Source organism: Pseudomonas fluorescens NCIMB 11764 (assembly GCF_000293885.2).
In the GTDB taxonomy this organism is placed as follows: Bacteria; Pseudomonadota; Gammaproteobacteria; order Pseudomonadales; family Pseudomonadaceae; genus Aquipseudomonas; species Aquipseudomonas fluorescens_B.
Genome location: NZ_CP010945.1, coordinates 4,408,804 through 4,431,780, shown reverse-complemented (window position 1 = coordinate 4,431,780; position 22,977 = coordinate 4,408,804). Strand labels below are relative to the sequence as shown.

Genomic DNA, 22,977 nt, shown 5'->3' with positions numbered 1-22,977 from the left:
CAGGACGCTTTTTTATGCCGCAGTTCTTTATCGATCGCCCGGTGTTCGCCTGGGTGGTTGCCCTGTTCATCCTGCTGGCTGGCGCCTTGGCCATTCCACAGTTGCCGGTGGCGCAGTACCCCGATGTCGCGCCGCCGCAGATCGAAATCAATGCCGTGTACCCCGGCGCCTCGGCGCAAACCGTGGACGAAAGCGTGGTCAGCCTGATCGAGGAAGAGCTCAACGGCGCCGATCATCTGTTGTATTTCGAGTCCCAAAGCAGTCTCGGCAGCGCCACGATCAAGGCGACTTTCCAGCCGGGCACCAACCCGGAAATGGCCCAGGTGGATGTGCAGAACCGCCTGAAAGTCGTGGAGTCACGCCTGCCGCAAGCGGTCAATCAGCAAGGCTTGCAAGTGGAGAAAGTCTCCGCCGGCTTCCTCCTGCTGATCACCCTGACCTCCACTGATGGCAAGCTCGACGACGTGGCGCTCAGCGATTACCTGGCGCGCAACGTGATGAACGAGATCAAGCGTCTGGACGGTGTCGGCAAGGCTCAGCTGTACGGTGCCGAACGGGCGATGCGGATCTGGATCGACCCGCAGAAGCTGATTGGTTTCAACCTGACACCGGCCGACGTCAACGCGGCCATCGTCGCGCAGAACGCGCAGGTCTCGGCTGGCAGCATCGGCGATCTGCCGACCCGCACCACACAGGAAATCACCGCGACCATTCTGGTGAAAGGCCAGCTGTCGACCCCGGAAGAATTTTCCGACATCGTGCTCAAGGCCAATGCTGACGGTTCGACGGTGCGCATCGGCGATGTGGCGCGGGTCGAGATCGGCAGCCAGGAATATCAGTTCGGCACGCGCCTGAACGGCAAGCCGTCCACCGCCGTCGGCGTGCAGTTGTCGCCTGGCGCCAATGCCCTGAGCACCGCAACGCTGGTGCGGGCGAAGATGGATGAACTGGCGCGCTACTTCCCGGCCAACGTCGAATACAAGATCCCCTACGACACGTCGCCCTTCGTCAAAGTCTCGATCACCAAAGTGGTTTACACCCTGGTCGAGGCGATGGTGCTGGTGTTCGCGGTGATGTTCCTGTTTCTGCAAAACATCCGCTACACGCTGATCCCGACCCTGGTGGTGCCGGTGGCGCTGATGGGCACTTTTGCGACCATGCTCGCGCTGGGGTTCTCGATCAACGTGCTGACCATGTTCGGCATGGTGCTGGCCATTGGCATTCTGGTGGACGACGCCATCGTCGTGGTGGAGAACGTCGAGCGGATCATGGTCACCGAAGGCCTGTCGCCGAAAGAGGCGACCCGCAAGGCGATGAAGCAGATCACCGGCGCGATCATCGGCATTACCCTGGTGCTGGTGGCGGTGTTCATTCCGATGGCGTTCATGCAGGGTTCGGTCGGGGTGATTTACCGGCAGTTCTCGTTGTCGATGGCCACCTCGATTCTGTTCTCGGCGTTCCTCGCCCTGACCTTGACCCCGGCGCTCTGCGCAACGCTGCTCAAGCCGATTGCCAAGGGCGACCATCACGCCAAGGGCGGTTTCTTCGGCTGGTTCAACAAGCGCTTCGAGCAACTGACCGAGCGTTATCAGGGCTGGGTCGCCTATGCGCTGAAACGCAGCGGCCGCTACCTGATGATCTATGGCGTATTGCTGATCGGCCTGGGCTTGTGTTTCAGTCGCCTGCCCTCTTCGTTCCTGCCGGTGGAGGATCAGGGTTACACCATCACCGACATTCAATTGCCGCCCGGCGCGAGCAAGAATCGCACGGTGCAGGTGGTCGAGCAGATCGAAGCCCACAACGCCAAGGAACCCGGCGTTGGCGACAGCACGGTGATCCTCGGCTTCAGCTTCTCCGGCAGCGGGCAGAACGCGGCGCTGGCTTTTACCACGTTGAAAGACTGGTCGGATCGCGGCAACGACGACTCGGCGAGTTCGATTGCCGACCGCGCCAACATCGCGTTCAGCCAGATCAAGGACGCTATGGCGTTCTCGGTCCTGCCGCCACCGGTGGACGGCCTCGGCACCTCCAGCGGTTTCGAGTTCCGCTTGCAGGACCGTGGCGGCCTCGGCCATGCCACGCTGATGCAGGCGCGCACCCAGTTGCTGGCGGCTGCCGAGAAAAGCCCGATCCTGATGAACGTGCGCGAAAGCGCGCTGGCCGAAGCGCCGCAGGTGCAACTGATCGTGGACCGCAAACAGGCGAATGCGTTGGGGGTTTCGTTCGCCGACGTCGGCAGCGTGCTGTCCACTGCTGTCGGTTCGGCCTACATCAACGACTTCCCCAATCAGGGGCGGATGCAACGGGTGGTGGTTCAGGCTGAAGGCGATCAGCGCAGTCAGGTCGCCGATCTGCTGAAGATCCATGTGCGCAACAGCAGCGGGAAAATGGTACCGCTCTCGGCCTTCGTCCAGGCCAAATGGACCCAGGGACCGGCGCAATTGACCCGTTACAACGGCTACCCGGCGATCAGTATTTCCGGCGAACCGAAACCGGGTCACAGCACCGGTGAAGCCATGGCGGAAATCGAACGGCTGGTCGCGCAAGGGCCTGCAGGGTTGGGTCAGGAATGGACCGGGTTGTCGTTGCAGGAACGGCTGTCCGGCAGTCAGGCACCGATTCTGCTCGGCTTGTCGTTGCTGATCGTGTTCCTGTGCCTGGCGGCGTTGTATGAAAGCTGGTCGATTCCGACCTCGGTGCTGCTGGTGGTGCCGCTCGGCGTACTCGGTGCGGTGCTGGCAGTGACCTTGCGCGGAATGCCCAACGACGTGTTCTTCAAGGTCGGGCTGATCACCATCATCGGCCTGTCGGCGAAGAACGCGATCCTGATCATCGAATTCGCCAAGAGCCTGTACGACGAAGGTCACGACCTGATCGACGCCACGCTGCAAGCCGCGCGCCTGCGCCTGCGGCCGATCGTCATGACGTCCCTGGCGTTCATCCTCGGCGTAGTGCCGCTGGCGATCGCCACCGGTGCCAGCTCGGCGAGCCAGCAGGCCATCGGCACCGGGGTGATTGGCGGGATGATCACCGCGACACTGGCGGTGGTGTTTGTGCCGGTGTTTTTTGTGGTGGTGATGAAACTGGTGCGCAAGCGGCATAAAGATCGCTAACCGACATGGCTCATCCCCTGCAGGAGCTGCTGAAGGCTGCGATCCTTGATCTTGCCTTTCGGCAGTCTTCTGCAACCTCAAAAGATCGCAGCCTTCGGCAGCGCCTACAAAAACGTGTTTACCTGGGCTATGGTGGGCAGACTTCTGCCTCTGTGAACTCCAATGCCCCTCCTCCCCCGCACCCACCCTCGCCTGTCCGCTGCCGTCACGCTCGGCGTCGCGGTGGGCATTCTGGCTCCGGCCGACTCGATCATCAGCAAAATTCTCTTCGGCTGGAACGCCGGTGTCTGGACCTACCTCCTGCTGATGCTCTGGCTCACTGCACGCTCCAAAGCGCCGGACGTGAAGCGCATCGCCGAGGTCGAAGATGAAAACGCTGGAATGGTGCTGTTCGTGGTGTGCATCGCTGCGATTGCGAGCCTGGCGACCATTGGTTTCGAACTCGCCGGCAGCCGGGAACTGGAAACCACCCGCAAGCTGCTGCACTACGGTTTCACCGCGCTGACCGTGATCGGTTCATGGCTGCTGATCGGGGTGATTTTCAGCGTGCATTACGCCCGTCTGTTCTACACCTGGGATGGAAAAGACCCGGCACTGCGTTTCGCCGAAGGCCTGACCACCCCCAATTACTGGGACTTCCTGTATTTCTCGTTTACCATCAGCGCGGCGGTGCAGACTTCCGATGTCGGCGTGGCAACCCGGGATCTGCGCAAGATTGTGCTGGCGCAATCGCTGATCGGTTTTCTGTTCAACACGGCGATCCTCGGCTTTTCGATCAACATCGCCGCAGGCCTGTTCAACTGATTCGTGCACAAACGTTCTAGGCATCGCCCTCGCCACGGGCGTTAAATAAGTCGGCAATCCGTCTCACAGGTGCAGCATGACCACTCACAACTGGATCGACCTGGCCCAGGACGCCGACACCGGTATCGAGACGCTGCGCGCGCATTTCGAGGGCCACGCCTACGATCCGCACTGGCATGACAGCTATCTGGTGGGGGTCACCGAACAAGGGGTTCAGCAGTTCAACTGTCGGCGGGCCAGACACCAGAGCACGCCGGGCAAGGTGTTCTTGCTTGAGCCGGGTGATATTCATGACGGCGAAGCGCCGACGGTCGACGGTTTCACCTACCGCATGCTGTACCTCAACCCGCAGTGGTTGCAGCGCGAACTCAGCGCTGTTTTCGACAACGCGCCCGACACCAGTCAGTTGAGCTTCGCCAAGACACTGGCCACCGACATACGTCTGGCCAATGCCACCAGCCAAGCATTTCAGGCGCTGCATCAGGGTGAACTGAAAATCGTCCGCCAGACCGCCCTCGACGGTTTGCTCGAACGCCTCACCACTCATTTGCACTGGCGCGCCCGTTACGGCGAGGACCCGCGTTTACCATTGGTGGCGCACAAGGCTCGGGAGTATCTGCACGCACATGCTCACGAGGACATCGGTCTCGATCAACTCGCCGCCGCAACAGGCGTCGACCGTTTCCGCCTGACCCGCGCTTTCAAGGCTGCCTACGGCATGCCACCCCACGCGTATCTGGTGCAATTGCGCCTGGCCACGGCGAGGCGAATGCTGGCCCGTGGCGAACAACCGGCGGCGGTGGCGATGGCACTGGGATTTGCCGATCAGAGCCATCTGGGGCGCTGGTTTGTACGGGCTTATGGCCTGACGCCAGCGTTGTATCGCAAGCGCTGCTCAAATCTTCCAGACAGTTGATCGCGGGGTTGTGAAGATCGGCTTCAACGATCTTCAGCGGAGTTTGCCTGCGATGTTGTCCACTTTCCCGACGTTACTGCCCTTCCTGTTTTTTGCGTTCGTGGCGTCGATCACGCCCGGTCCGACCAACATTCTGGTGTTGAGCAACAGCGCCCGCTACGGGCTGGCCGCCGCCGTGCCGATCATTTTTGGCGCCTGCGCCAGTGCTGCGACCATTGTGTTGTTGGTCGGTAGCGGCACCGGCTCCTCGCTGACCGCGTTGCCCTCGGTGCAAACCGCGATGCAGTGGATCGGCGTGGCCTGGCTGAGTTACCTGTCCTGGCAGATCTTCAGCGCCCCGGCCGAAGCCGTGACCGCGCGGGACACCGATGCCCGACTCGGGTGGGTGGGCGCCGCCGGCCTGCAATTGATCAACCCGAAAACCTGGATGATGGCGCTGGCCGTGGTCAGTGTCTTTGCCGGGGGCGGTGAACAGCGCCTGGTTCACGTGATGTATTTGTCCCTCGCGTTTTTCCTGATATCCCTGCCGTGCCTTGGGGTCTGGGCATTGCTAGGCGCGGGGTCTGCGCAGTGGTTGCGCTCGCCCCGGGCGATGCAGCGTTTCAATCGCTGCATGGCTCTGTTGCTGTTGGGTTCGGCCTGGTTGAGTCTTTGGGCCTGAATCCCATTCGTCGGCCATTGTCGGACAATCGACGATGCAGGACTTGACAGTGAATTGGGTTTTGCTGTCTTCTGAAACCGGTTTCAGTGCCATCCCGATCGCACGAACCTTATAACTCCAATAAGAAGGTTTCAGCCCGTGAACGATTTCTCCGCCGCCCAACGCAGCCGCGTCACCATGCTTGATGTTGCCGAGCACGCCAAAGTCTCCAAGGCCAGCGTGTCGCGGTTCATCGGCGATGATCGCGCCTTGCTGTCCGATGCGACGGCCTTGCGCATCGAACAGGCGATTGCCGAATTGGGCTATCAGCCGAACCAGATGGCTCGCGGCCTGAAACGCGGGCGGACCCGCCTGATCGGCATGCTGGTCGCCGACATTCGCAACCCCTATTCGATTGCCGTGATGCACGGGGTGGAAACCGCCTGCCGTCAGCACGGCTACAGCCTGGTGGTGTGCAACACCGACCGCGATGACGAGCAGGAATGCCAGCACCTGGCCCTGCTGCGCTCCTACAACATCGAAGGGCTGATCGTGAACACCCTCGGCCACCACCGCGACGCCTTGCAGGAACTGCATCGGGAAATGCCCCTGGTGCTGGTGGACCGCAAGGTCGAGCACCTTGAAAGCGACATGGTCGGGCTGGACAACCCGCAAGCGGTCGAGATCGCCATGGCCCACCTTGAAGATCGCGGTTATCGCGATGTACTGATGGTGAGCGAACCGTATGACGGCACCAGTTCTCGGATCGAACGCAGCGTCAGCTTCAAGGCGCAGATCGCCCAGCGTTCGGCGCTGCGCGGGACGCTGATCGAAACCGGCAGTGAGCTCACGGCACACCTCAAAACCTTTCTCGATACACCCGGCCCCGGCCCGAAGGCGCTGTTCTGCGCGAACGGGATTGCGGCGCTGGCCGCCACCCATGCGTTGCGCGAGTTGAAGTGCAACCTGTTTGAAGAGATCGGTCTGATTGCCCTCGACGACCTGGATTGGTATCCGCTGGTGGGCAGCGGCATCACCGCCCTCGCCCAACCGACGGCCGAGATTGGCGCGAGCGCGTTTGAGTGCTTGCTCAAGCGTTTGCGTGGGGATGACGGGCCGGTGCGGACCCTGGATTTTTCGGCGCGGTTGATTGAACGGGGGTCGACCCTTGGAAACTGTCGGTGAATGGACCGGCCACATCGCTAGCAGGCTAGCTCCCACAGTGGCCCGTGTTCGCAGATCCACTGTGGGAGCTAGCTGCCAGCGATGAGGCCCGAAAGATCACCACACCACCTTCATCCTTTTTTTTGAACAAAAATGAAACCGGTTTCAGAGGTCTAGAACAATGCATAAACCACCTGTTTCCATCAGCCTCTCCAGCTACGGCGCAGATCTGGTTCGCCAACGCGGCCAAGGCAGTTTCGTCGATATCCTGTACGCCGCCGGTGCCCACTGCATCGAATGGCGCGAAGAGTTGCTGACGATCGAAGACCCCGCACAACTGGCCGATGCCGCACAGGCCAAGGGCCTCGAAAGCGTGTATTCCTCGCCGATGGAACTGTGGCTGGCCGGGCAGTCGAAACCCAATCCCCAATTGACCACCGCCCTGCAACGCGCCCAGGCTTTCGGTGCCAAATGGCTGAAGGTGTCCCTTGGTTACTTCACGGATACCTGCGACCTCAGGACCCTCGCACAGATCCTCGGCAAAAGCGCCGTGCAGTTGCTGGTGGAAAACGATCAGACCTTGCACGGTGGACGCATCGAACCCTTCCAGCGCTTTTTCGCGGCGGTCGAACAACACCATCTGCCGATCAACATGACCTTCGACATCGGCAACTGGCACTGGCAGGACCAGTCCGCCAGCAGCGCCGCGCGCCTGCTCGGTCGGCATGTCGGCTACGTGCACTGCAAAGCCGTCTCGCGTCGGGCCGACGGCAAACTGGTTGCCATACCGCCTGCCGCCAGCGACCTGCATCTGTGGGAACAACTGTTGCGGCACATGGCCCAAGGCGTAATGCGGGCCGCGGAATATCCACTGCAAGGCGACGACCTGGTGCAGCTCACCACCGAGCATGTCGCCGCCCTCGCCCGCCTCGGCCAACCTTGCGTGGAGAGCGCTCATGCCTGAGATCGATATCCTGTCGTTCGGCGAAACCATGGCCATGTTCGTCGCGGATCACAACGGCGACCTGGCGAACGTCGACCACTTCCACAAGCGCATTGCCGGGGCCGACAGCAACGTCGCCATCGGCTTGTCGCGACTGGGATTCAACGTGGCATGGCTGAGCCGGGTCGGCGACGATTCGCTGGGTCGGTTCGTGATCGACACGCTGAGAAAGGAAGGCATCGATTGCAGTAACGTTGCGATCGATGCTGAACACCCGACCGGGTTTCAGCTCAAGTCGCGCACCGACGATGGCGACGACCCGATGGTCGAGTATTTCCGGCGCGGATCGGCGGCGAGTCACTTGTCGCCGCAGTCCATCCTCCCCGAGTTGCTCAAGGCGCGGCACTTGCACGCCACCGGCATTCCTGCAGCGCTATCGGAAACGGCGCGGCAGATGTCGTTCGAACTGATGACGCGCATGCGCGAGGCCGGGCGCAGTGTGTCCTTCGATCCAAACCTGCGTCCGAGCCTGTGGGCCAGCACGCAACAGATGATTACCGAGACCAACCGCCTCGCCGCCCTCGCCGACTGGGTGCTGCCGGGTTTGAGCGAAGGCCGATTGCTGACCGGCTTCGAAGACCCTGCCGACATCGCGGCGTTTTACCTCGACCGGGGCGCCGAAGCCGTAGCGATCAAGCTCGGCCCCCACGGCGCTTATTACCGCACGCATCTGGATGAAGGTTTCGTGGCGGGCGTGCCCGTGGAAACCGTGGTCGACACCGTCGGTGCCGGTGATGGTTTTGCCGTCGGCATGATCAGCGCGCTGCTGGAAAACCACAGCTTTGCCGACGCCGTGAAGCGCGCCAACTGGATCGGCAGCCGGGCAGTGCAAAGTCGGGGGGATATGGAGGGGTTGCCGACCCGTTCCGAAATGTCCGCCGAATTCGAAACCGCTCTCGCCAGCAGGCTGGCTCCCACAGGGGATTTGTGTCGCCTACAGATCCAGTGTGGGAGCTAGCCTGCTAGCGATGAGGCCTGCTCAATCACCGAAGATTTGAACCCGTTACCTGCTGCGACAAAAACAACAAGCTCAGGAGCACCATCATGAAAACCGCAACGCTTGCCGCCCGCCGCTGGTGGTACATCATGCCCATCGTCTTCATCACCTACAGCCTGGCGTACCTGGACCGCGCCAACTACGGCTTCGCGGCCGCCTCCGGGATGGCCGCCGATCTGATGATCACGCCCGGCCTGTCGTCGATGCTCGGCGCACTGTTCTTCCTCGGTTACTTTTTCTTCCAGGTGCCGGGGGCGATCTACGCGCAAAAGCACAGCGTGAAGAAGCTGATCTTCGTCAGCCTGATCCTCTGGGGCAGCCTGGCCACCTTGACCGGGATCGTCTCCAACGCCTACTGGCTGATCGTCATTCGCTTCATGCTCGGGGTGGTCGAAGCCGCCGTGATGCCGGCGATGCTGATTTACCTGTGCCACTGGTTCACCCGCGCCGAACGCTCCCGGGCCAACACCTTCCTGATTCTCGGCAACCCGGTAACCATGCTCTGGATGTCGGTGGTGTCGGGTTATCTGGTGCAGCATTTCAGCTGGCGCTGGATGTTCATCATTGAAGGCTTGCCGGCCGTGCTCTGGGCATTTATCTGGTGGCGTCTGGCCGATGATCGTCCGGCCGAGGCCAAGTGGCTCAGCGACCAGGAAAAGCAGGATCTGGAAAGCGCCCTCGCCGCCGAACAGGTCGGCATCAAAGCCGTGAAGAACTACGCCGAAGCCTTCCGCTCACCGAAAGTGATCATCCTGGCCTTGCAGTTTTTCTGCTGGAGCATCGGCGTCTACGGTTTCGTGCTGTGGCTGCCGTCGATCCTCAAGGCCGGCGCGCAAATGGACATGGTCGAAGCCGGCTGGCTCTCCGCGCTGCCGTACCTGGCGGCGGTCATCGGCATGCTGCTGGTGTCCTGGGGTTCGGACAAACTGCAAAAGCGTAAACGCTTTGTCTGGCCGCCGCTGCTGATCGCCTCGATTGCCTTCTACGGATCGTACGCGCTGGGCGCCGAACACTTCTGGTGGTCGTACACCCTGCTGGTGATTGCCGGCGCCTGCATGTACGCACCGTACGGACCGTTCTTCGCGATCATTCCGGAAATCCTCCCGGCCAACGTGGCAGGCGGTGCGATGGCGTTGATCAACAGCATGGGCGCGTTGGGTTCTTTTGGCGGTTCCTATCTGGTCGGTTACCTGAACAGCTCCACCGGTTCACCCGGCGCGTCATACCTGCTGATGAGCGGCGCACTGATGCTTTCGGTGGTGCTGACGATTTTCCTCAAGCCCGGTGCAAGTGACCGGGAGCGTCCCTCGGTTGCGGTAACGCGCCCAACCGCCGCCCATCCTTGAATTGATGCAGAGATGAATACGATGAAAAAGCAGGTTGTGTTGTACAAGAAACTTTCGCCGCTGCTGATGGCTCGGCTGCGTGAGCAGACGGAGGTGACGCTGATCGACAATCTCGACGCCGACGGGCTCGCGCAACTGCGTGAGGCCCTGCCCCGCGCCGAAGGCTTGCTCGGTGCCAGCCTGAAACTGGACGCTGGGTTGCTCGACCTTGCGCCAGATCTGCAAGCCATCGCCAGCGTCTCGGTGGGTGTCGACAACTACGACATCGACTACCTGACCGAGCGGCGCATCCTGCTGAGCAACACCCCGGATGTGCTCACCGAAACCACCGCCGACACCGGTTTCGCGCTGATCCTGGCGACGGCCCGGCGCGTGGTGGAACTGGCGAACATGGTTCGCGCCGGCCAGTGGAAACGCAACATCGGCCCTGCACAGTTCGGCACTGATGTGCACGGTAAAACCCTGGGCATCATCGGCATGGGGCGGATTGGCGAAGCGCTGGCCCAGCGCGGGCATTTCGGTTTCGGCATGCCGGTGATCTATCACAGCCACTCGCCGAAACCGGCGATTGAGCAGCGCTTCAAGGCGCAGTACCGCAGCCTTCCGGAGCTGTTGCAACAGGCCGATTTCGTTTGCCTGACCTTGCCACTGACCGCTGAAACCGAAGGATTGATCGGCGCCGAGCAATTTGCGCTGATGCGTCCGGAAACCATCTTCATCAATATTTCACGGGGCAAAGTCGTGGACGAAGCAGCGCTGATCGAGGCATTGCGTTCGGGGCAGATTCGCGCGGCGGGGCTGGATGTGTTCGAGCGTGAACCGTTGAATCCAGACTCGGCGCTGTTGCAGTTGAACAACGTGGTGGCGACGCCGCACATTGGCTCGGCGACCCATGAAACGCGGGAAGCGATGGCCACGTGTGCGGTAGACAACCTGTTGACGGCGCTGGCGGGTGGGCGGCCGAAGAATCTGGTGAATGAGCGGGCGTGGCAGGGCTGAGGGGCTTGGAGTTTGTCAGATAGCTATCGCTAGCTGCTCCCATATTGGATCTGTGGCGTTCACAAAACCTTGTGGGAGCGGGCTTGCCCGCGATGAGGCCCGCACAGACAAGGCAAATGTCTCAGGCCCGCCGCGCCTCAAGAAGATCCGCCGCACACAACGCAATCCGCCGACACGCATCCGCCAGTTTCTGCCGATCGACCACCAGCCCGATCCGGATATGCCCCGCCGCGCTCGGCCCGAACGCTTCGCCGGCCAGAACTGACACACCATAGCCCTCCAGCAGCCGCTCGGCGAAATGCTGGGCAGTCAGCCCGGTCTGGCGCACATCGACCATCACGAACATCCCGCCATCCGGCCGTACCGCCCGCAAACCCGGGCACGCGTTCAGGCTCGCGCACACCAGGTCGCGACGCTGACGGTATTCCTCCCGCATCATTGCCACTTCCGGCAGATTCCCGTCCAGCGCGACTTGCGCCGCGTTCTGCACAAAATCCGGGATGCCAAACAGCATGCACAACGACAGGTGTTCCAGATGGTCGATCAAGGTTTTCGGCCCGATCACCCAGCCCACTCGCCAGCCGCTCATGGCGTGGGATTTGGACAGGCTGTCGATCGTCGCGGTCCGCTCGGCCATGCCCGGCAGACTGGCCGGGCTGATGTGCTCGCCTTCGTACAACAGATCGCTGTAGACCTCGTCACTGATCAGCCACAGGTTGTGCCGAACACAGAGCGACGCCAGTTCCTGCCAGAGCATCAGCGGCAAGCTGGCGCCGGAAGGGTTGTTGGGACTGTTGAGCAACATGGCACGGGTTTTCGGCGTAATCAGCGCCGCGACATCCGCCGGATCAACCCGAAAGCCGTTCTCCGGACGCACCGGCACCGGCACCACCCGGGCGCCGCATGCGCCGAACACGCCTTCATAGGTCACGTACATGGGTTCGGCGACGATCACTTCGTCGCCAGGATCGAGCAGGCATTGCACGACCGAATACACCCCGCATTGCGCGCCGGGCATCACGATCACTTCATCGACATCCACCGTCTGCCCACTGCGCCGCCGATGACGGCTGACGATGCTGTCGCGCAGCCCACGACTGCCGCGTACTTCTGCGTAATGGGTATCGCCGGCCAACAGGCTGTCGATGCACGCCTGAACGATGGGTCGCGGCGTATCGAAGTCCGGATCACCCACCGACAGCAGCAACACATCGACGCCTTGCTCTCGTAACTCCAATGCTCGGTAATGAATTTGCCAGGCCGCAGCGCCGTCGCCGGCGATTCGTTGGGTCAAGGCTGAGTAGCGCATGTATTTCTCCAGTCGCGCGTGTTCCTAGCCTCAACCCTATCTCAAATCACGAAACGCGCCACCATTGCATTCAAATCAACGGCCAGGCGCGACAGTTCGTGGGTAGCGGCACTGGTCTGATTGGCCCCGGCAGCGGACTGGGTGGCGAGGTCGCGGATGTTCACCAGGTTGCGATCGACTTCACGGGACACCTGCGCCTGCTCTTCGGACGCGCTGGCAATGACCAGGTTGCGTTCGTTGATCAAGTGGATCGACTGGGTGATCTGCTCCAGCGCAATACCGGCGGCACGGGCCATTTCCAGGGTGCTTTGGGTGCGCTGATTGCTTTGCTGCATCGACGACACCGCCTCGCCGGTGCCGTTCTGAATGCCGGCGACCATCTTCTCGATTTCCTGAGTCGATTGCGCAGTGCGATGCGCCAACGCCCGGACCTCGTCCGCCACCACCGCAAAACCACGCCCGGCTTCACCGGCGCGGGCCGCTTCGATCGCCGCGTTCAGGGCCAGCAGGTTGGTCTGTTCGGCGATGGCACGGATCACGTCCAGCACCTTGCCGATATCCCGGCCTTGCGTCGCCAGGCCTTCGATCATCAGCGAGGTGTTTTGCACGTCGTGGGTCATGGTCTGGATGGCGTCGACGGTTTCCACCACGCGGTCGCGACCTTCGCGGGCGGCCTGGGTCGACTGGTTCGAGGCTTCCGAGGTCGATACGGCGTTGCGCGCCACTTCTTCCACGGCCGCAGTCATTTCGTTGACGGCGGTAGCGGCCTGTTCGATTTCGTTGTTTTGCTGTTGCAGGCCGCGGGACGCTTCTTCGGTCACGGCGCTGAGTTCTTCGGCGGCAGCGCCCAGTTGCGTGGCGGAGCCGGCGATCTGCTCGATGGTTTTGCGCAGGTTGCCTTGCATGGTGGACAAGGCGCCGAGCAACCGGGCCGGCTCGTCCTTGCCATCGATTTCAATGGCTTTGGTCAGGTTACCGCCGGCGATGGTTTCCGCTGCCTGCACCGCACGGTTCAACGGCGTGACGATGCTGCGGGTCAGCAGCCAGGCCAACAGCACTGTCATGAGCGCCGCCACCACGGACACCCCGATGATTCCGTTCACGGCGGTGTCGTAGTTGTCTTCGGCGACGAGCCCTGCTGCTTTGGCGCCCTCGGTGTTGTAAGTCACCAATCGATTGAGCTGTTCGCCCATTTTGTCCGTGCCGTCCTTGATCCGTGTATTGATCAGGGTGCGCATCTCGTCAAGTCTGTTCTGGCGCGACAGGTCCAACATTTCGCGCTGGGCTTGCATGTATTTATCCAGGGTTGCGCTGAACTCCTTATACAGCGCCGCTTCGTCCGGGCCCATCGGCAATGCGGCGTAGCTGGCCTGAGCCTTGAGTGCCTTGTCGGTCAACACGCCGATACGGGTTTCAGCTTCCTGCAAACTGGCCGGCTCGCGGTTGACCAGAATGCGGAACGACAGAATGCGCATGCGCAGGATATTTTCGGTGACATTGCCCAGGAAGCCGACGCTGGGCAGTTGGGTGCTACCCATGTCGATCGAGGACTGGCGGATGATCGACATGCGGTTGACCGCAAACACACCCAGCACAATCACCAGCAAGGCAATGAAGGCGAAACCCAGGAAAGCTCGAGGCGCGATATTCAGATTACGCAAGGACATAGGACGATACTCGGGGGATAGAGGCTTCGAGCATCCTTGCCGTGATCACTGGCGGGCGGGCATAGAAGCGCACCGTTCAGGCTGGCGCCACTGTTGTAATAGGTTTGTGTGCGCCTGATAGCTGTATCGGCTGGGGTTGAGGATTTTTGCGCGGATTTGCGAAATATTTTTCAAGGGGGCACAAGTGTTTCACCGATGAAACACATGGCGATCAGAACATTGTGGCGAGGGAGCTTGCTCCCGCTGGGCTGCGCAGCGGCCCCAAAAACGGCGGCTGCTGCGCACCCGAGCGGGAGCAAGCTCCCTCGCCACAAAGAGGTGTCAGGCTGGATGACAGGGTCAGGTTTTGCGTGCAGCAATTTGCCAGACGCGCGCAATATCGCTCGCCCGTTCACACAACAACCGGGGAGCCTCGGTGCACGCTTGTTCCAGCGTCATCGGCCCGCTCGCCAAGGCAAACGCGGCATCGATGCCATGCTCGTACAAGGCCTGATAGCCCTCACCCAACGTGCCGGCGATGACGATCACCGGCACACCGTGTTGCCGAGCGATTCGCGCCACACCAAACGGTGTCTTGCCGCGCAAGGTTTGCGCATCGAAACGGCCTTCGCCGGTGATCACCAGCTCGGCGTCCTTCACCGCCTCAGCCAGGCCAACCAGTTCGGCGACCACTTCAACGCCGGCCTTGAACTGCGCGCCGAGAAACGCCTTGGCGCCAAACCCCAGACCGCCCGCTGCGCCGCTACCGGGTTCGTCGCGTACGTCTTTGTTGAGGACTTGGGCGCACAGCTCGGCAAAGTGTCCGAGTGCACGATCCAGTTGTTCGACCTGCTCCGGCGTTGCGCCTTTTTGTGGGCCGAAAATCGCAGAGGCGCCGTGAGGGCCGCACAGCGGATTGTTGACGTCGGCGGCGATATCGAAGCGCACTCGGGCCAGACGCGGATCAATGTCACTCAGATCGATGCGGGCCAGTTGCGCCAGCGCCAGACCGCCCGGCGCCAGGGGTTCGCCCTGGGCATCCAGCCACTTCACGCCCAGGGCTTGCATCGCCCCGGAACCGCCGTCGTTGGTGGCGCTACCACCAATCGCGAGGATCACTCGTTGCGCGCCGGCATCGAGCGCGGCGCGAATCAGCTCGCCGGTGCCGAACGTGCTGCTGATGCACGCATCACGCTGCGCGGGTGGAACGAGTTGCAAACCACTGGCCTTGGCCATTTCGATGATTGCGGTCAGGCTCTGTGGCAGCCAGCCCCACGCAGCGTCGACCGTTGTGCCCAACGGGCCTCGGACGTTGGTACGACGCAGTTGGCCATCACAGGCCGCCAGAACCGACTCGACCGTCCCTTCCCCGCCGTCGGCCATCGGGCATTTGACCAACTGCGCATCGGGCCATACTTGCCCCAACCCGAGGGCAATGGCATCGGCCACACCCTGGGCACTCAGGCTGTCCTTGAACGAATCGGGGGCGATGACGATCTTCATGCGAGTTCTCCAGTTCCAAGGCCCTCATGCTGCCAGCAGGCCAGAACAATAACGCCGGTCCGCTGCACAAGCGCCAGGGAGGATTATTGTTCATTTCTACAAAACCTGTGATCCAGTCAGCATTGATGCTGGAGGCGAAGGTGTTCTTGAGATCGCCATCGACGCTTGCGCCTACGTCACGTGCGGCGCGTCCGTTTGTGGGAGCAGTTGTACGCCGAGGTAAAGGGCGAGCATGCCATCGAGTCTCAACGGATCCACGCCACTAAGCTCGGCAATCCGCTCCATGCGATAACGCAAACTGTTGCGATGAATCCCCAACGCATCGGCACAGGCCTGGCTCTGGCCGTCGTGATCGCACCAGCTGCGCAGGGTCGCCAGCAGTTGACCATTACCGTCCTTGGCGATGACTTTGCGCAGAGGTTTGAGCAGTTCGTCCAGCGCATCGTCGTTGCGGTGCCGCCAGAGCATCACCGGCAGGCGATAACGGGTCAGTGTCAGCAAGCGCGAATGTGGCAGGACATCACGCCCGTAGGCCAGCAAGTCACCGACCCGCCGATAGCAACGGCGCAAGCCCGACAAACCATCCGCCTGCCCGCCCACGGCGATGCGCAAGATATTCCAGCCAAGGCCGTCGAGCTTTTCCAGCAGCCGGTCGTTTTCGATTGCCTGGCTCGCCGGTCGGCACCACAGCAACGAAGACTTGGCCGAACTCACGCACCAACTGTCCGGGTAACGCGAGGTCAGCCAGGCGCTGAGTGCCTCGACGGTTTGCCCCGGTCCGTGTTCCGTCCCCAGCTCGAACAGATACGGAACCCGTGTCATCTGCGGTTTGAGCCCAAGCTGCTGCGCTTCATCGATCAGCCGCGGCGACTCCCCCGCCTCGCTCAGCAGCAGCGCCAGCAGGTCGTCGCAACGCTGGCGCCGCCATTGTTGCTCGGCTTGCTGGTTGCGCTGGCCTACCAGCATCTCGGCGGTCATGCGCACCAGTTCGGCATAGGTGCGCAATTGCTCAGGCTCACCGGTGATGCCCAACACGCCGATCAAGCGTTGGTCGAGCAATAGCGGCAGGTTGATCCCCGGTTGCACACCTTTGAGATGGATCGCCGTTTGCGCATCGATTTCCACCACGCGCCCGTTGGCCAGCACCAGTTGCGCGCCTTCGTGCCGGGTGTTGACCCGCTCGGGCTCACCGCTGCCGAGTATCAACCCCTGGCTGTCCATGACGTTGACGTTGTACGGCAGGATGGCCATCGCCCGGTCGACGATGTCCTGGGCCAGGTCGTGATCGAGTTCGAACATAGGCGTAATCCTTGGAGGCGTAATGGATCAGGGTTGTTCACCCGCACAGGGCTGGATGACAAACCCTGTGCTCAGGCACAAAGACAGCAACCATAAGGGTGGCCGAGACTCTCAGGGCGATCAACGTTACCCTTTGCATCGCAAAAAATCATAATAAAGAGAGAGCCCGCCATGTCACAGAGCGCCGCCGCTACCCAGGCCATCGTTGACGAAAAAAATGCCGTCTACAAACGCATTACCCTGCGTTTGATCCCCTTCATTTTCATCTGCTACCTGTTCAACTACCTCGACCGGGTGAACGTTGGATTTGCCAAGCTGCAGATGCTCGACGCACTGAAATTCAGCGAAACCGTGTATGGCCTCGGGGCCGGCATCTTCTTTATCGGCTACGTGCTGTGCGGCGTGCCAAGCAATCTGGCGTTGACCAGATTCGGCCCGCGCCGCTGGATCGCGCTGATGATGATCGTCTGGGGCACGCTGTCGACCTGCCTGCTGTTCGTCACCACCCCGACCGAGTTCTACACCTTGCGCCTGTTCACCGGCGCGGCCGAAGCCGGGTTCTTTCCGGGCGTGGTGTTGTACCTCTCGCAGTGGTTCCCGACCTTCCGTCGTGGCCGCATCATGGCGCTGTTCATGTCGGCAATCCCGGTCTCCGGCCTGCTCGGCAGCCCGTTTTCCGGCTGGATCCTCAACCACTTCGCCGCAGGCCAGGGTGGTTTGGCCGGCTGGCAGTGGATGTTCCTGCTGCAAGGCATTCCGACCGTGATCCTCGGCGCCCTCGCCTACTTCCTGCTCAGCGACAGTTACGCCAACGCCAAGTGGCTCACGCCGTTCGAGCGCTCGGTGCTGGAAGCCGACCACGCCGAAGACCTGGCCAACAAACCGAAAACCACCACCGACTCGCTGCTGGCGGTGTTCAAGAACCCGGCGATCTGGGCCTTTGGCTTGATCTACTTCTGCATCCAGAGCGGCGTGTACGCGATCAACTTCTGGCTGCCGTCGATCATCAAGAACCTGGGTTTCAGCGATAACCTGGTGATTGGCTGGTTGAGTGCCATTCCGTATCTGCTGGCGGCGCTGTTCATGCTGATGGTCGGCCGCTCGGCGGACTTGCGCAAAGAACGTCGCTGGCATTTGGTGGTGCCGATGCTGATGGGCGCTGTCGGCCTGCTGATCGCGGTGAACTTCGCCACCACGCCAGCCATTGCGATTCTCGGCCTGACCATCGCCACCATGGGCGCCCTCACCGGCCTGCCGATGTTCTGGCCGGTGCCGACCGCACTGCTGAGCGCCGGCGCTGCGGCGGGTGGGTTGGCATTGATCAATTCCATGGGCCAGATGGCGGGTTTCCTTAGCCCGTACCTCGTGGGCTGGGTCAAGGACAGCACCGGCTCGACCGACGCCGCGCTGTACCTGCTGGCAGGCGTGATTGTCTGCGGTAGTTTGCTGGCATTGCGCATGACACGCACCTTGCGCGTCTGATAGACGCAGATCCAGTGTGGGAGCGGGCTTGCTCGCGAAGGCGTCGTATCAGGCAACTCAATATTGACTGACACACCGCTTTCGCGAGCAAACCCGCTCCCACATTTTTGATTCGGGAATGTTCGATAATTCACTTTGATCCTCGCGGTTGTTCTGGTATTTGATTGAGCCTTTCCCACCGGTAAAAGGATTTCGTCATGAGCTATCGCACGCTGGGTCATTCGGGTTTGCAGGTGTCCACCCTGACCCTGGGCACCATGATGTTCGGCGAACAGACCAGCACCGAAGATTCCCTGCGGATCATCGACAAGGCCTGGGACCAGGGCATCAATTTCATCGACACTGCCGACGTCTACACCGGCGGCCGTTCCGAGGAAATCGTCGGCGAAGCGATTGCCGGCAACCGCCATGAATGGGTGCTCGCCACCAAGGTCGGTTTCGGCCCGGTGGACGGCGTGCCAAACCGCAGCGGCCTGAGCCGCAAGCACATCTTCAACGGCATCGATGCCAGCCTGACGCGCCTCGGCACCGACTACCTCGACATCTATTACCTGCACCGCGAAGACCACAACACGCCGCTGGACGTCACGGTGTCGGCCATCGGCGATCTGATTCGCCAGGGCAAAATCCGCTATTGGGGCTTGTCGAACTACCGAGGCTGGCGCATCGCCGAGGTGATCCGCATTGCCGACAAGCTGGGTGTTGACCGCCCCGTCATCAGCCAGCCGTTGTACAACATCGTCAACCGCCAGGCCGAAACCGAACAGATCACCGCCGCGCAAACCTATGGCCTGGGCGTTGTGCCCTACAGCCCGCTGGCGCGCGGCGTGCTCAGCGGCAAATACGCGCCGGATGTGACACCGGATGCCAACAGCCGCGCCGGACGCGCCGACAAACGTATTCTGGAAACGGAATGGCGCGTGGAATCCCTGCGCATCGCCCAGCAGATCCAGCAATACACGCAAGGTCGTGGCGTGGGCATCGTCGAGTTCGCGATTGCCTGGGTGCTGAACAACAGCGCCGTCACCTCCGCCATTGTCGGGCCGCGCACCGAAGAACAATGGGACGCCTACACTAAGGCGCAGGCGGTGAAGATCACGGCGGAGGACGAAGCGTTTATCGACTCGCTGGTGACGCCGGGGCATGCGTCGACGCCGGGGTTCAATGATGTGAGTCATTTCGTATCCGGCCGTAAGCCCTGCAATACCTGAAGCAACACAGACCTAATGTGGGAGCGAGCCTCCTCGCGATAGCGCCAGATCAATCAACCGGGATGTTGAATGTCAGGCACTCATCGCGAGCAGGCTCGCACACAATGGATCGGTGTTGATCGATCGGACAATATTCGACCGCAAAACCACGTATCCTCCGCCCCCCGTTTCACCTTCGACTTCGCGAGGACAGTTTGTCTAAAGGTATCGCTCTATCGGTTTCGGCCTCGGTGCTGTTTGCCGTCATGTACTACTACACCTCTCTGCTCACCCCATTGAGCGGTGTGGAAATTTTCGGTTGGCGAATGTTGCTGACGGTGCCGTGCATGACCGTGTTCATGGTGGTGTCCGGGGAATGGAAGCGCGTGGTCGAGATTGTCCAGCGAGCCGCCGCCCAGCCGAAACTGATCGCAGGCCTGATCGCCTCCTCTGCCCTGCTCGGCGTGCAGCTCTGGCTGTTCATGTGGGCACCGCTCAACGGCTACAGCCTCGATGTTTCGCTGGGCTATTTCCTGCTGCCATTGACCATGGTCCTGACCGGCCGACTGGTCTACGGGGAGCGACTGTCCTATCTGCAAAAGATTGCGGTATTTTTCGCCTGCCTCGGGGTGATCAACGAGGTGTACCAGGTCGGTGGTTTTTCCTGGGCGACCTTGCTGGTGTGCGTCGGCTATCCGACCTACTTCATCCTGCGCAAGCGTCTGGCGGCGGACAACCTGGGCGGCTTATGGTTGGACATGGCACTCACGCTGCCCGTGGCCTTCTGGTTCGTACAGACCGGTGAGCAAGGTTTCAGTGTGTTTGACCAGCACCCGTGGCTGTCACTGCTGATCCCGATTCTCGGTGTGATCAGTGCCTCGGCACTGGTGATCTACATCATCGCCAGCCGACTGCTGCCGTTCAGCCTGTTCGGACTGTTGAGCTATGTCGAGCCGGTGCTGTTGCTGGGCGTTGCGTTGCTGCTCGGGGAAAGCATCAAGGCCGGGGAATGGCTGACCTATATACCGATCTGGTTGGCAGTGCTGGTGTTGGTGTTTGAAGGGTTCAAACACCTGATGCGACAGCGCAGGCCTTAAGTACATACAAAACAAATGTGGGAGCGGGCCTGCTCGCGATGAGGGCCTGACATTCAACATCTCTGTTGACTGATCTGGCGCTATCGCGAGCAAGCTCGCTCCCACAGTTTTATCAGTGAATCAACTTAGTCGGTGGACAATACACCACGACGAACCTGATCTCGCTCGATCGATTCGAACAACGCCTTGAAGTTGCCTTCGCCGAAGCCATCGTCGCCTTTACGCTGGATGAACTCGAAGAACACCGGGCCCATCAGGGTTTCAGAGAAGATCTGCAACAGCAGACGCTTGTCGCCCGACTCGGACGAACCGTCCAGCAGAATGCCCCGCGCTTGCAGTTGATCAACCGGCTCGCCGTGGTTCGGCAAACGCCCTTCGAGCATTTCGTAATAGGTTGCCGGTGGCGCGGTCATGAAGCGCATGCCGATGCTTTTCAGATGATCCCAGGTCTTGATCAGGTCATCGCTGAGGAAGGCAACGTGCTGGATGCCCTCGCCATTGAACTGCATCAGGAACTCTTCGATCTGCCCGGCACCCTTGGACGACTCTTCGTTCAACGGAATGCGGATCATGCCATCCGGCGCGGTCATCGCCTTGGAGGTCAGGCCGGTGTATTCACCCTTGATGTCGAAGTAGCGGATTTCACGGAAGTTGAACAGCTTCTCGTAGAAGTTCGCCCAGTACGCCATGCGACCGCGATATACGTTGTGGGTCAGGTGGTCGATGATTTTCAGGCCGGCGCCAACCGGGTTGCGATCAACGCCTTCGATAAACACGAAGTCGATGTCGTAGATCGAGCTGCCTTCACCAAAACGGTCGATCAGGTACAGCGGCGCGCCGCCGATGCCTTTGATCGCTGGGAGGTTCAGTTCCATCGGGCCGGTTTCGATGTGGATCGGCTGGGCGCCGATTTCCAGCGCGCGTTTGTAGGCCAGTTGCGAATCCTTGACGCGGAACGCCATGCCGCACACCGACGGGCCGTGCTCGGCTGCGAAGTAAGAAGCGACGCTGTGGGGTTCGTTATTGAGGATCAGGTTGATCGCGCCCTGGCGATACAGGTGCACGTCCTTGGAGCGGTGGGTCGCCACTTTGGTGAAGCCCATGATCTCGAAGATCGGCTCCAGCGTGTTCGGGGTTGGCGATGCGAATTCGATGAATTCAAAGCCCATCAGGCCCATTGGGTTTTCGTATAAATCTGCCATTTTGGCGCCTCATCATTTTTTAGAATTAACGTAACGTTAGTTTCAAGAAATGCTGAAGCCGGCGGGTGGCGCACAGGAGATGCCCCGCACGCTGCGGGCGAGGAAATCACCGTAGATCAATTGAAACCCGAAACTTTTCATTGTCGACCCAAGGCTGATACGGGCGAGGCTTCTGCTGCCAGAAGACGATTATTCTTATATGCGTAACCGGATTCTACACAGCGTAAACAGATTTGTCCGTCTTCTGTATCAAATCCCCTTTCTCCCTGCTCGCGCAAGGGGTTTGTTGCACAGGAAAATCCCCGCCAGGATCAAGCCGCCGCCCAGACACATCACCAGGGTCAGTTGCTCACCCAACAGCAATGCACCGAGGATGACTGCGGTCAGCGGGTTCAACGCAATGAACACGCCGGCACGGGTCGCGCCGATTTTTCGGATGCCATCGTAATAGCCGATGTACGCCAGTGCCGAGCCCAAAACACCCAGGTACATCAGGCTCAACCATTGCTGCGCCCCCAGGCTGAGCAACGCCGCGATGCTCACCTCGCCCCTGACGGCACTGACGACCCAGAGCATCACCGTGCCGAGCAGGATCGAATACGTCACGGTTTGCATCGGCCCCAAGGTCTGATTCAGGCCTTTGGCGCACAGCGAATAAACTCCCCAGCTCAGTACGCAGCCAAAAATCAGCAGATCACCGATCCACGCATCGGCATGGCCGGCCAGCAATTGCGGGTTGCGACTGATGATCACCAGGCTCGCACCGACGATGCAGATCGCGATTCCGGCGACCTTTACCCGACTCAAGCGCTCCTTGAACAGCAGCCACGAGGCCAATCCGATGACCGCCGGGTTCAGCGCCACGATCAACGACGCCCGGGAGGCATTGATGTAATGCAGCCCATAAAAGAAGCACAGGTTGTAGAAGAAGATGCCAAATAACCCCAGCAGCGACAGTTGCAGCCACTGCCTGGGGCTGGGGCGCGCCAGCGGCACGCGGGCCACCAGCAAAAACAGCAGCAGCGCCCCGCTCGCCAGCAGGAATCGCAGGCTGGCGGCGAACAACGGGCTAAGGCTGTCCGCCAGAAAACGCCCGGCGACGAAGGTGCCGCCCCAGATCATGGTGACGGCAGCGAGTTTGAAATACACCGCCACCTCGGAGTGCTCCGGCACCCTGTGTTCATACGCAGTCATAAGTCCCCGGATTGAGAAGTCGAACAGATGACGTATCATTTATCTAATACTTGATCATCGTAAAATGAGTAAA

18 protein-coding genes are annotated in these 22,977 nt (G+C 61.0%); 12 read left to right on the top strand and 6 right to left on the bottom strand.

The annotated features are described in order from the left end of the window. Nucleotides 1-14 precede the first annotated feature (14 nt). The 9 genes from B723_RS20335 (at nt 15) to B723_RS20295 (ending at nt 10,982) form a co-directional block, all read left to right on the top strand. Nucleotides 15-3,113 (top strand): efflux RND transporter permease subunit, encoded by a 3,099-nt coding sequence (locus tag B723_RS20335; protein ID WP_017338637.1) that lies wholly within the window; start codon nt 15-17, stop codon nt 3,111-3,113. Nucleotides 3,114-3,275: 162 nt separating this feature from the next. Beyond that, a complete protein-coding gene (locus B723_RS20330; protein ID WP_017338636.1) occupies nt 3,276-3,917 on the top strand; it encodes a DUF1345 domain-containing protein in 642 nt (213 codons plus the stop codon). 76 nt (nt 3,918-3,993) lie between these two features. After that, a complete protein-coding gene (locus B723_RS20325; RefSeq protein ID WP_017338635.1) occupies nt 3,994-4,833 on the top strand; it encodes an AraC family transcriptional regulator in 840 nt (279 codons plus the stop codon). A 52-nt stretch (nt 4,834-4,885) separates the two neighbouring features. After that, nucleotides 4,886-5,494 (top strand): LysE family translocator, encoded by a 609-nt coding sequence (locus tag B723_RS20320; RefSeq protein ID WP_031318875.1) that lies wholly within the window; start codon nt 4,886-4,888, stop codon nt 5,492-5,494. A gap of 138 nt (nt 5,495-5,632) precedes the next feature. Beyond that, nucleotides 5,633-6,658, top strand: a complete 1,026-nt coding sequence (locus B723_RS20315) for a LacI family DNA-binding transcriptional regulator (protein WP_017338633.1) — start codon at nt 5,633-5,635, stop codon at nt 6,656-6,658. A 160-nt stretch (nt 6,659-6,818) separates the two neighbouring features. Next, nucleotides 6,819-7,601: a sugar phosphate isomerase/epimerase family protein gene (locus B723_RS20310; protein ID WP_017338632.1), complete on the top strand. Its 783-nt coding sequence runs from the start codon at nt 6,819-6,821 to the stop codon at nt 7,599-7,601. After that, entirely contained in the window at nt 7,594-8,598 is a 1,005-nt protein-coding gene (locus B723_RS20305) for a sugar kinase (protein WP_017338631.1), read from the top strand. The genes B723_RS20310 and B723_RS20305 overlap by 8 nt, the downstream gene beginning before the upstream one ends. Nucleotides 8,599-8,684: 86 nt before the next feature. Next, nucleotides 8,685-9,983: an MFS transporter gene (locus tag B723_RS20300; protein ID WP_017338630.1), complete on the top strand. Its 1,299-nt coding sequence runs from the start codon at nt 8,685-8,687 to the stop codon at nt 9,981-9,983. A gap of 21 nt (nt 9,984-10,004) precedes the next feature. Then, a complete protein-coding gene (locus B723_RS20295; RefSeq protein ID WP_031318873.1) occupies nt 10,005-10,982 on the top strand; it encodes a 2-hydroxyacid dehydrogenase in 978 nt (325 codons plus the stop codon). A gap of 121 nt (nt 10,983-11,103) precedes the next feature. Here the strand turns inward: B723_RS20295 and B723_RS20290 are convergent, their stop codons facing one another. From B723_RS20290 to B723_RS20275, 4 genes are all read right to left on the bottom strand, one after another. Beyond that, on the bottom strand, nt 11,104-12,291 hold the full coding sequence (locus B723_RS20290) for a pyridoxal phosphate-dependent aminotransferase (protein ID WP_017338628.1): 1,188 nt from the start codon (nt 12,289-12,291) through the stop codon (nt 11,104-11,106). A 41-nt stretch (nt 12,292-12,332) separates the two neighbouring features. Further along, complete coding sequence (locus B723_RS20285) at nt 12,333-13,958, bottom strand: methyl-accepting chemotaxis protein (RefSeq protein ID WP_017338627.1); 1,626 nt, start codon at nt 13,956-13,958, stop codon at nt 12,333-12,335. 339 nt (nt 13,959-14,297) lie between these two features. Beyond that, nucleotides 14,298-15,440, bottom strand: coding sequence for a glycerate kinase (locus tag B723_RS20280; protein ID WP_017338626.1), 1,143 nt, complete (start codon nt 15,438-15,440; stop codon nt 14,298-14,300). Nucleotides 15,441-15,611: 171 nt separating this feature from the next. Then, the gene (locus tag B723_RS20275) at nt 15,612-16,739 is read right to left on the bottom strand and encodes a sugar diacid recognition domain-containing protein (RefSeq protein WP_017338625.1); all 1,128 of its coding nucleotides are present in this window, start codon (nt 16,737-16,739) and stop codon (nt 15,612-15,614) included. 171 nt (nt 16,740-16,910) lie between these two features. Between B723_RS20275 and B723_RS20270 the strand changes: the two genes are divergently transcribed. The 3 genes from B723_RS20270 (at nt 16,911) to rarD (ending at nt 20,508) form a co-directional block, all read left to right on the top strand. Beyond that, nucleotides 16,911-18,221, top strand: a complete 1,311-nt coding sequence (locus B723_RS20270) for an MFS transporter (protein WP_017338624.1) — start codon at nt 16,911-16,913, stop codon at nt 18,219-18,221. Nucleotides 18,222-18,418: 197 nt separating this feature from the next. After that, nucleotides 18,419-19,432, top strand: a complete 1,014-nt coding sequence (locus B723_RS20265) for an aldo/keto reductase (protein WP_017338623.1) — start codon at nt 18,419-18,421, stop codon at nt 19,430-19,432. Between the two features lie 194 nt (nt 19,433-19,626). After that, nucleotides 19,627-20,508: an EamA family transporter RarD gene (gene rarD / locus B723_RS20260; RefSeq protein ID WP_017338622.1), complete on the top strand. Its 882-nt coding sequence runs from the start codon at nt 19,627-19,629 to the stop codon at nt 20,506-20,508. 125 nt (nt 20,509-20,633) lie between these two features. On the opposite strand, the gene hppD is transcribed toward rarD, so the two are convergent. Beyond that, nucleotides 20,634-21,710 carry a 4-hydroxyphenylpyruvate dioxygenase gene (gene hppD / locus B723_RS20255; protein ID WP_017338621.1) on the bottom strand — a complete coding sequence of 359 codons (1,077 nt, stop codon included), beginning with the start codon at nt 21,708-21,710 and terminating at the stop codon, nt 20,634-20,636. A 249-nt stretch (nt 21,711-21,959) separates the two neighbouring features. Beyond that, nucleotides 21,960-22,904 carry a DMT family transporter gene (locus tag B723_RS20250; RefSeq protein ID WP_017338620.1) on the bottom strand — a complete coding sequence of 315 codons (945 nt, stop codon included), beginning with the start codon at nt 22,902-22,904 and terminating at the stop codon, nt 21,960-21,962. Between the last annotated feature and the right edge of the window lie 73 nt (nt 22,905-22,977).

Excerpts from the sequence above, each read along its gene's own strand:
- B723_RS20305 (WP_017338631.1), top strand. The coding sequence starts at position 7,594 with ATGCCTGAGATCGATATCCTGTCGTTCGGCGAAACCATGGCCATGTTC.
- B723_RS20335 (WP_017338637.1), top strand. The coding sequence starts at position 15 with ATGCCGCAGTTCTTTATCGATCGCCCGGTGTTCGCCTGGGTGGTTGCC.
- B723_RS20250 (WP_017338620.1), bottom strand. The coding sequence starts at position 22,904 with ATGACTGCGTATGAACACAGGGTGCCGGAGCACTCCGAGGTGGCGGTG.
- B723_RS20280 (WP_017338626.1), bottom strand. The coding sequence starts at position 15,440 with ATGAAGATCGTCATCGCCCCCGATTCGTTCAAGGACAGCCTGAGTGCC.
- B723_RS20265 (WP_017338623.1), top strand. The coding sequence starts at position 18,419 with ATGAGCTATCGCACGCTGGGTCATTCGGGTTTGCAGGTGTCCACCCTG.
- B723_RS20300 (WP_017338630.1), top strand. The coding sequence starts at position 8,685 with ATGAAAACCGCAACGCTTGCCGCCCGCCGCTGGTGGTACATCATGCCC.
- B723_RS20295 (WP_031318873.1), top strand. The coding sequence starts at position 10,005 with ATGAAAAAGCAGGTTGTGTTGTACAAGAAACTTTCGCCGCTGCTGATG.
- B723_RS20290 (WP_017338628.1), bottom strand. The coding sequence starts at position 12,291 with ATGCGCTACTCAGCCTTGACCCAACGAATCGCCGGCGACGGCGCTGCG.
- B723_RS20320 (WP_031318875.1), top strand. The coding sequence starts at position 4,886 with ATGTTGTCCACTTTCCCGACGTTACTGCCCTTCCTGTTTTTTGCGTTC.
- B723_RS20310 (WP_017338632.1), top strand. The coding sequence starts at position 6,819 with ATGCATAAACCACCTGTTTCCATCAGCCTCTCCAGCTACGGCGCAGAT.
- B723_RS20325 (WP_017338635.1), top strand. The coding sequence starts at position 3,994 with ATGACCACTCACAACTGGATCGACCTGGCCCAGGACGCCGACACCGGT.
- B723_RS20285 (WP_017338627.1), bottom strand. The coding sequence starts at position 13,958 with ATGTCCTTGCGTAATCTGAATATCGCGCCTCGAGCTTTCCTGGGTTTC.
- B723_RS20330 (WP_017338636.1), top strand. The coding sequence starts at position 3,276 with ATGCCCCTCCTCCCCCGCACCCACCCTCGCCTGTCCGCTGCCGTCACG.
- hppD (WP_017338621.1), bottom strand. The coding sequence starts at position 21,710 with ATGGCAGATTTATACGAAAACCCAATGGGCCTGATGGGCTTTGAATTC.
- B723_RS20275 (WP_017338625.1), bottom strand. The coding sequence starts at position 16,739 with ATGTTCGAACTCGATCACGACCTGGCCCAGGACATCGTCGACCGGGCG.
- B723_RS20270 (WP_017338624.1), top strand. The coding sequence starts at position 16,911 with ATGTCACAGAGCGCCGCCGCTACCCAGGCCATCGTTGACGAAAAAAAT.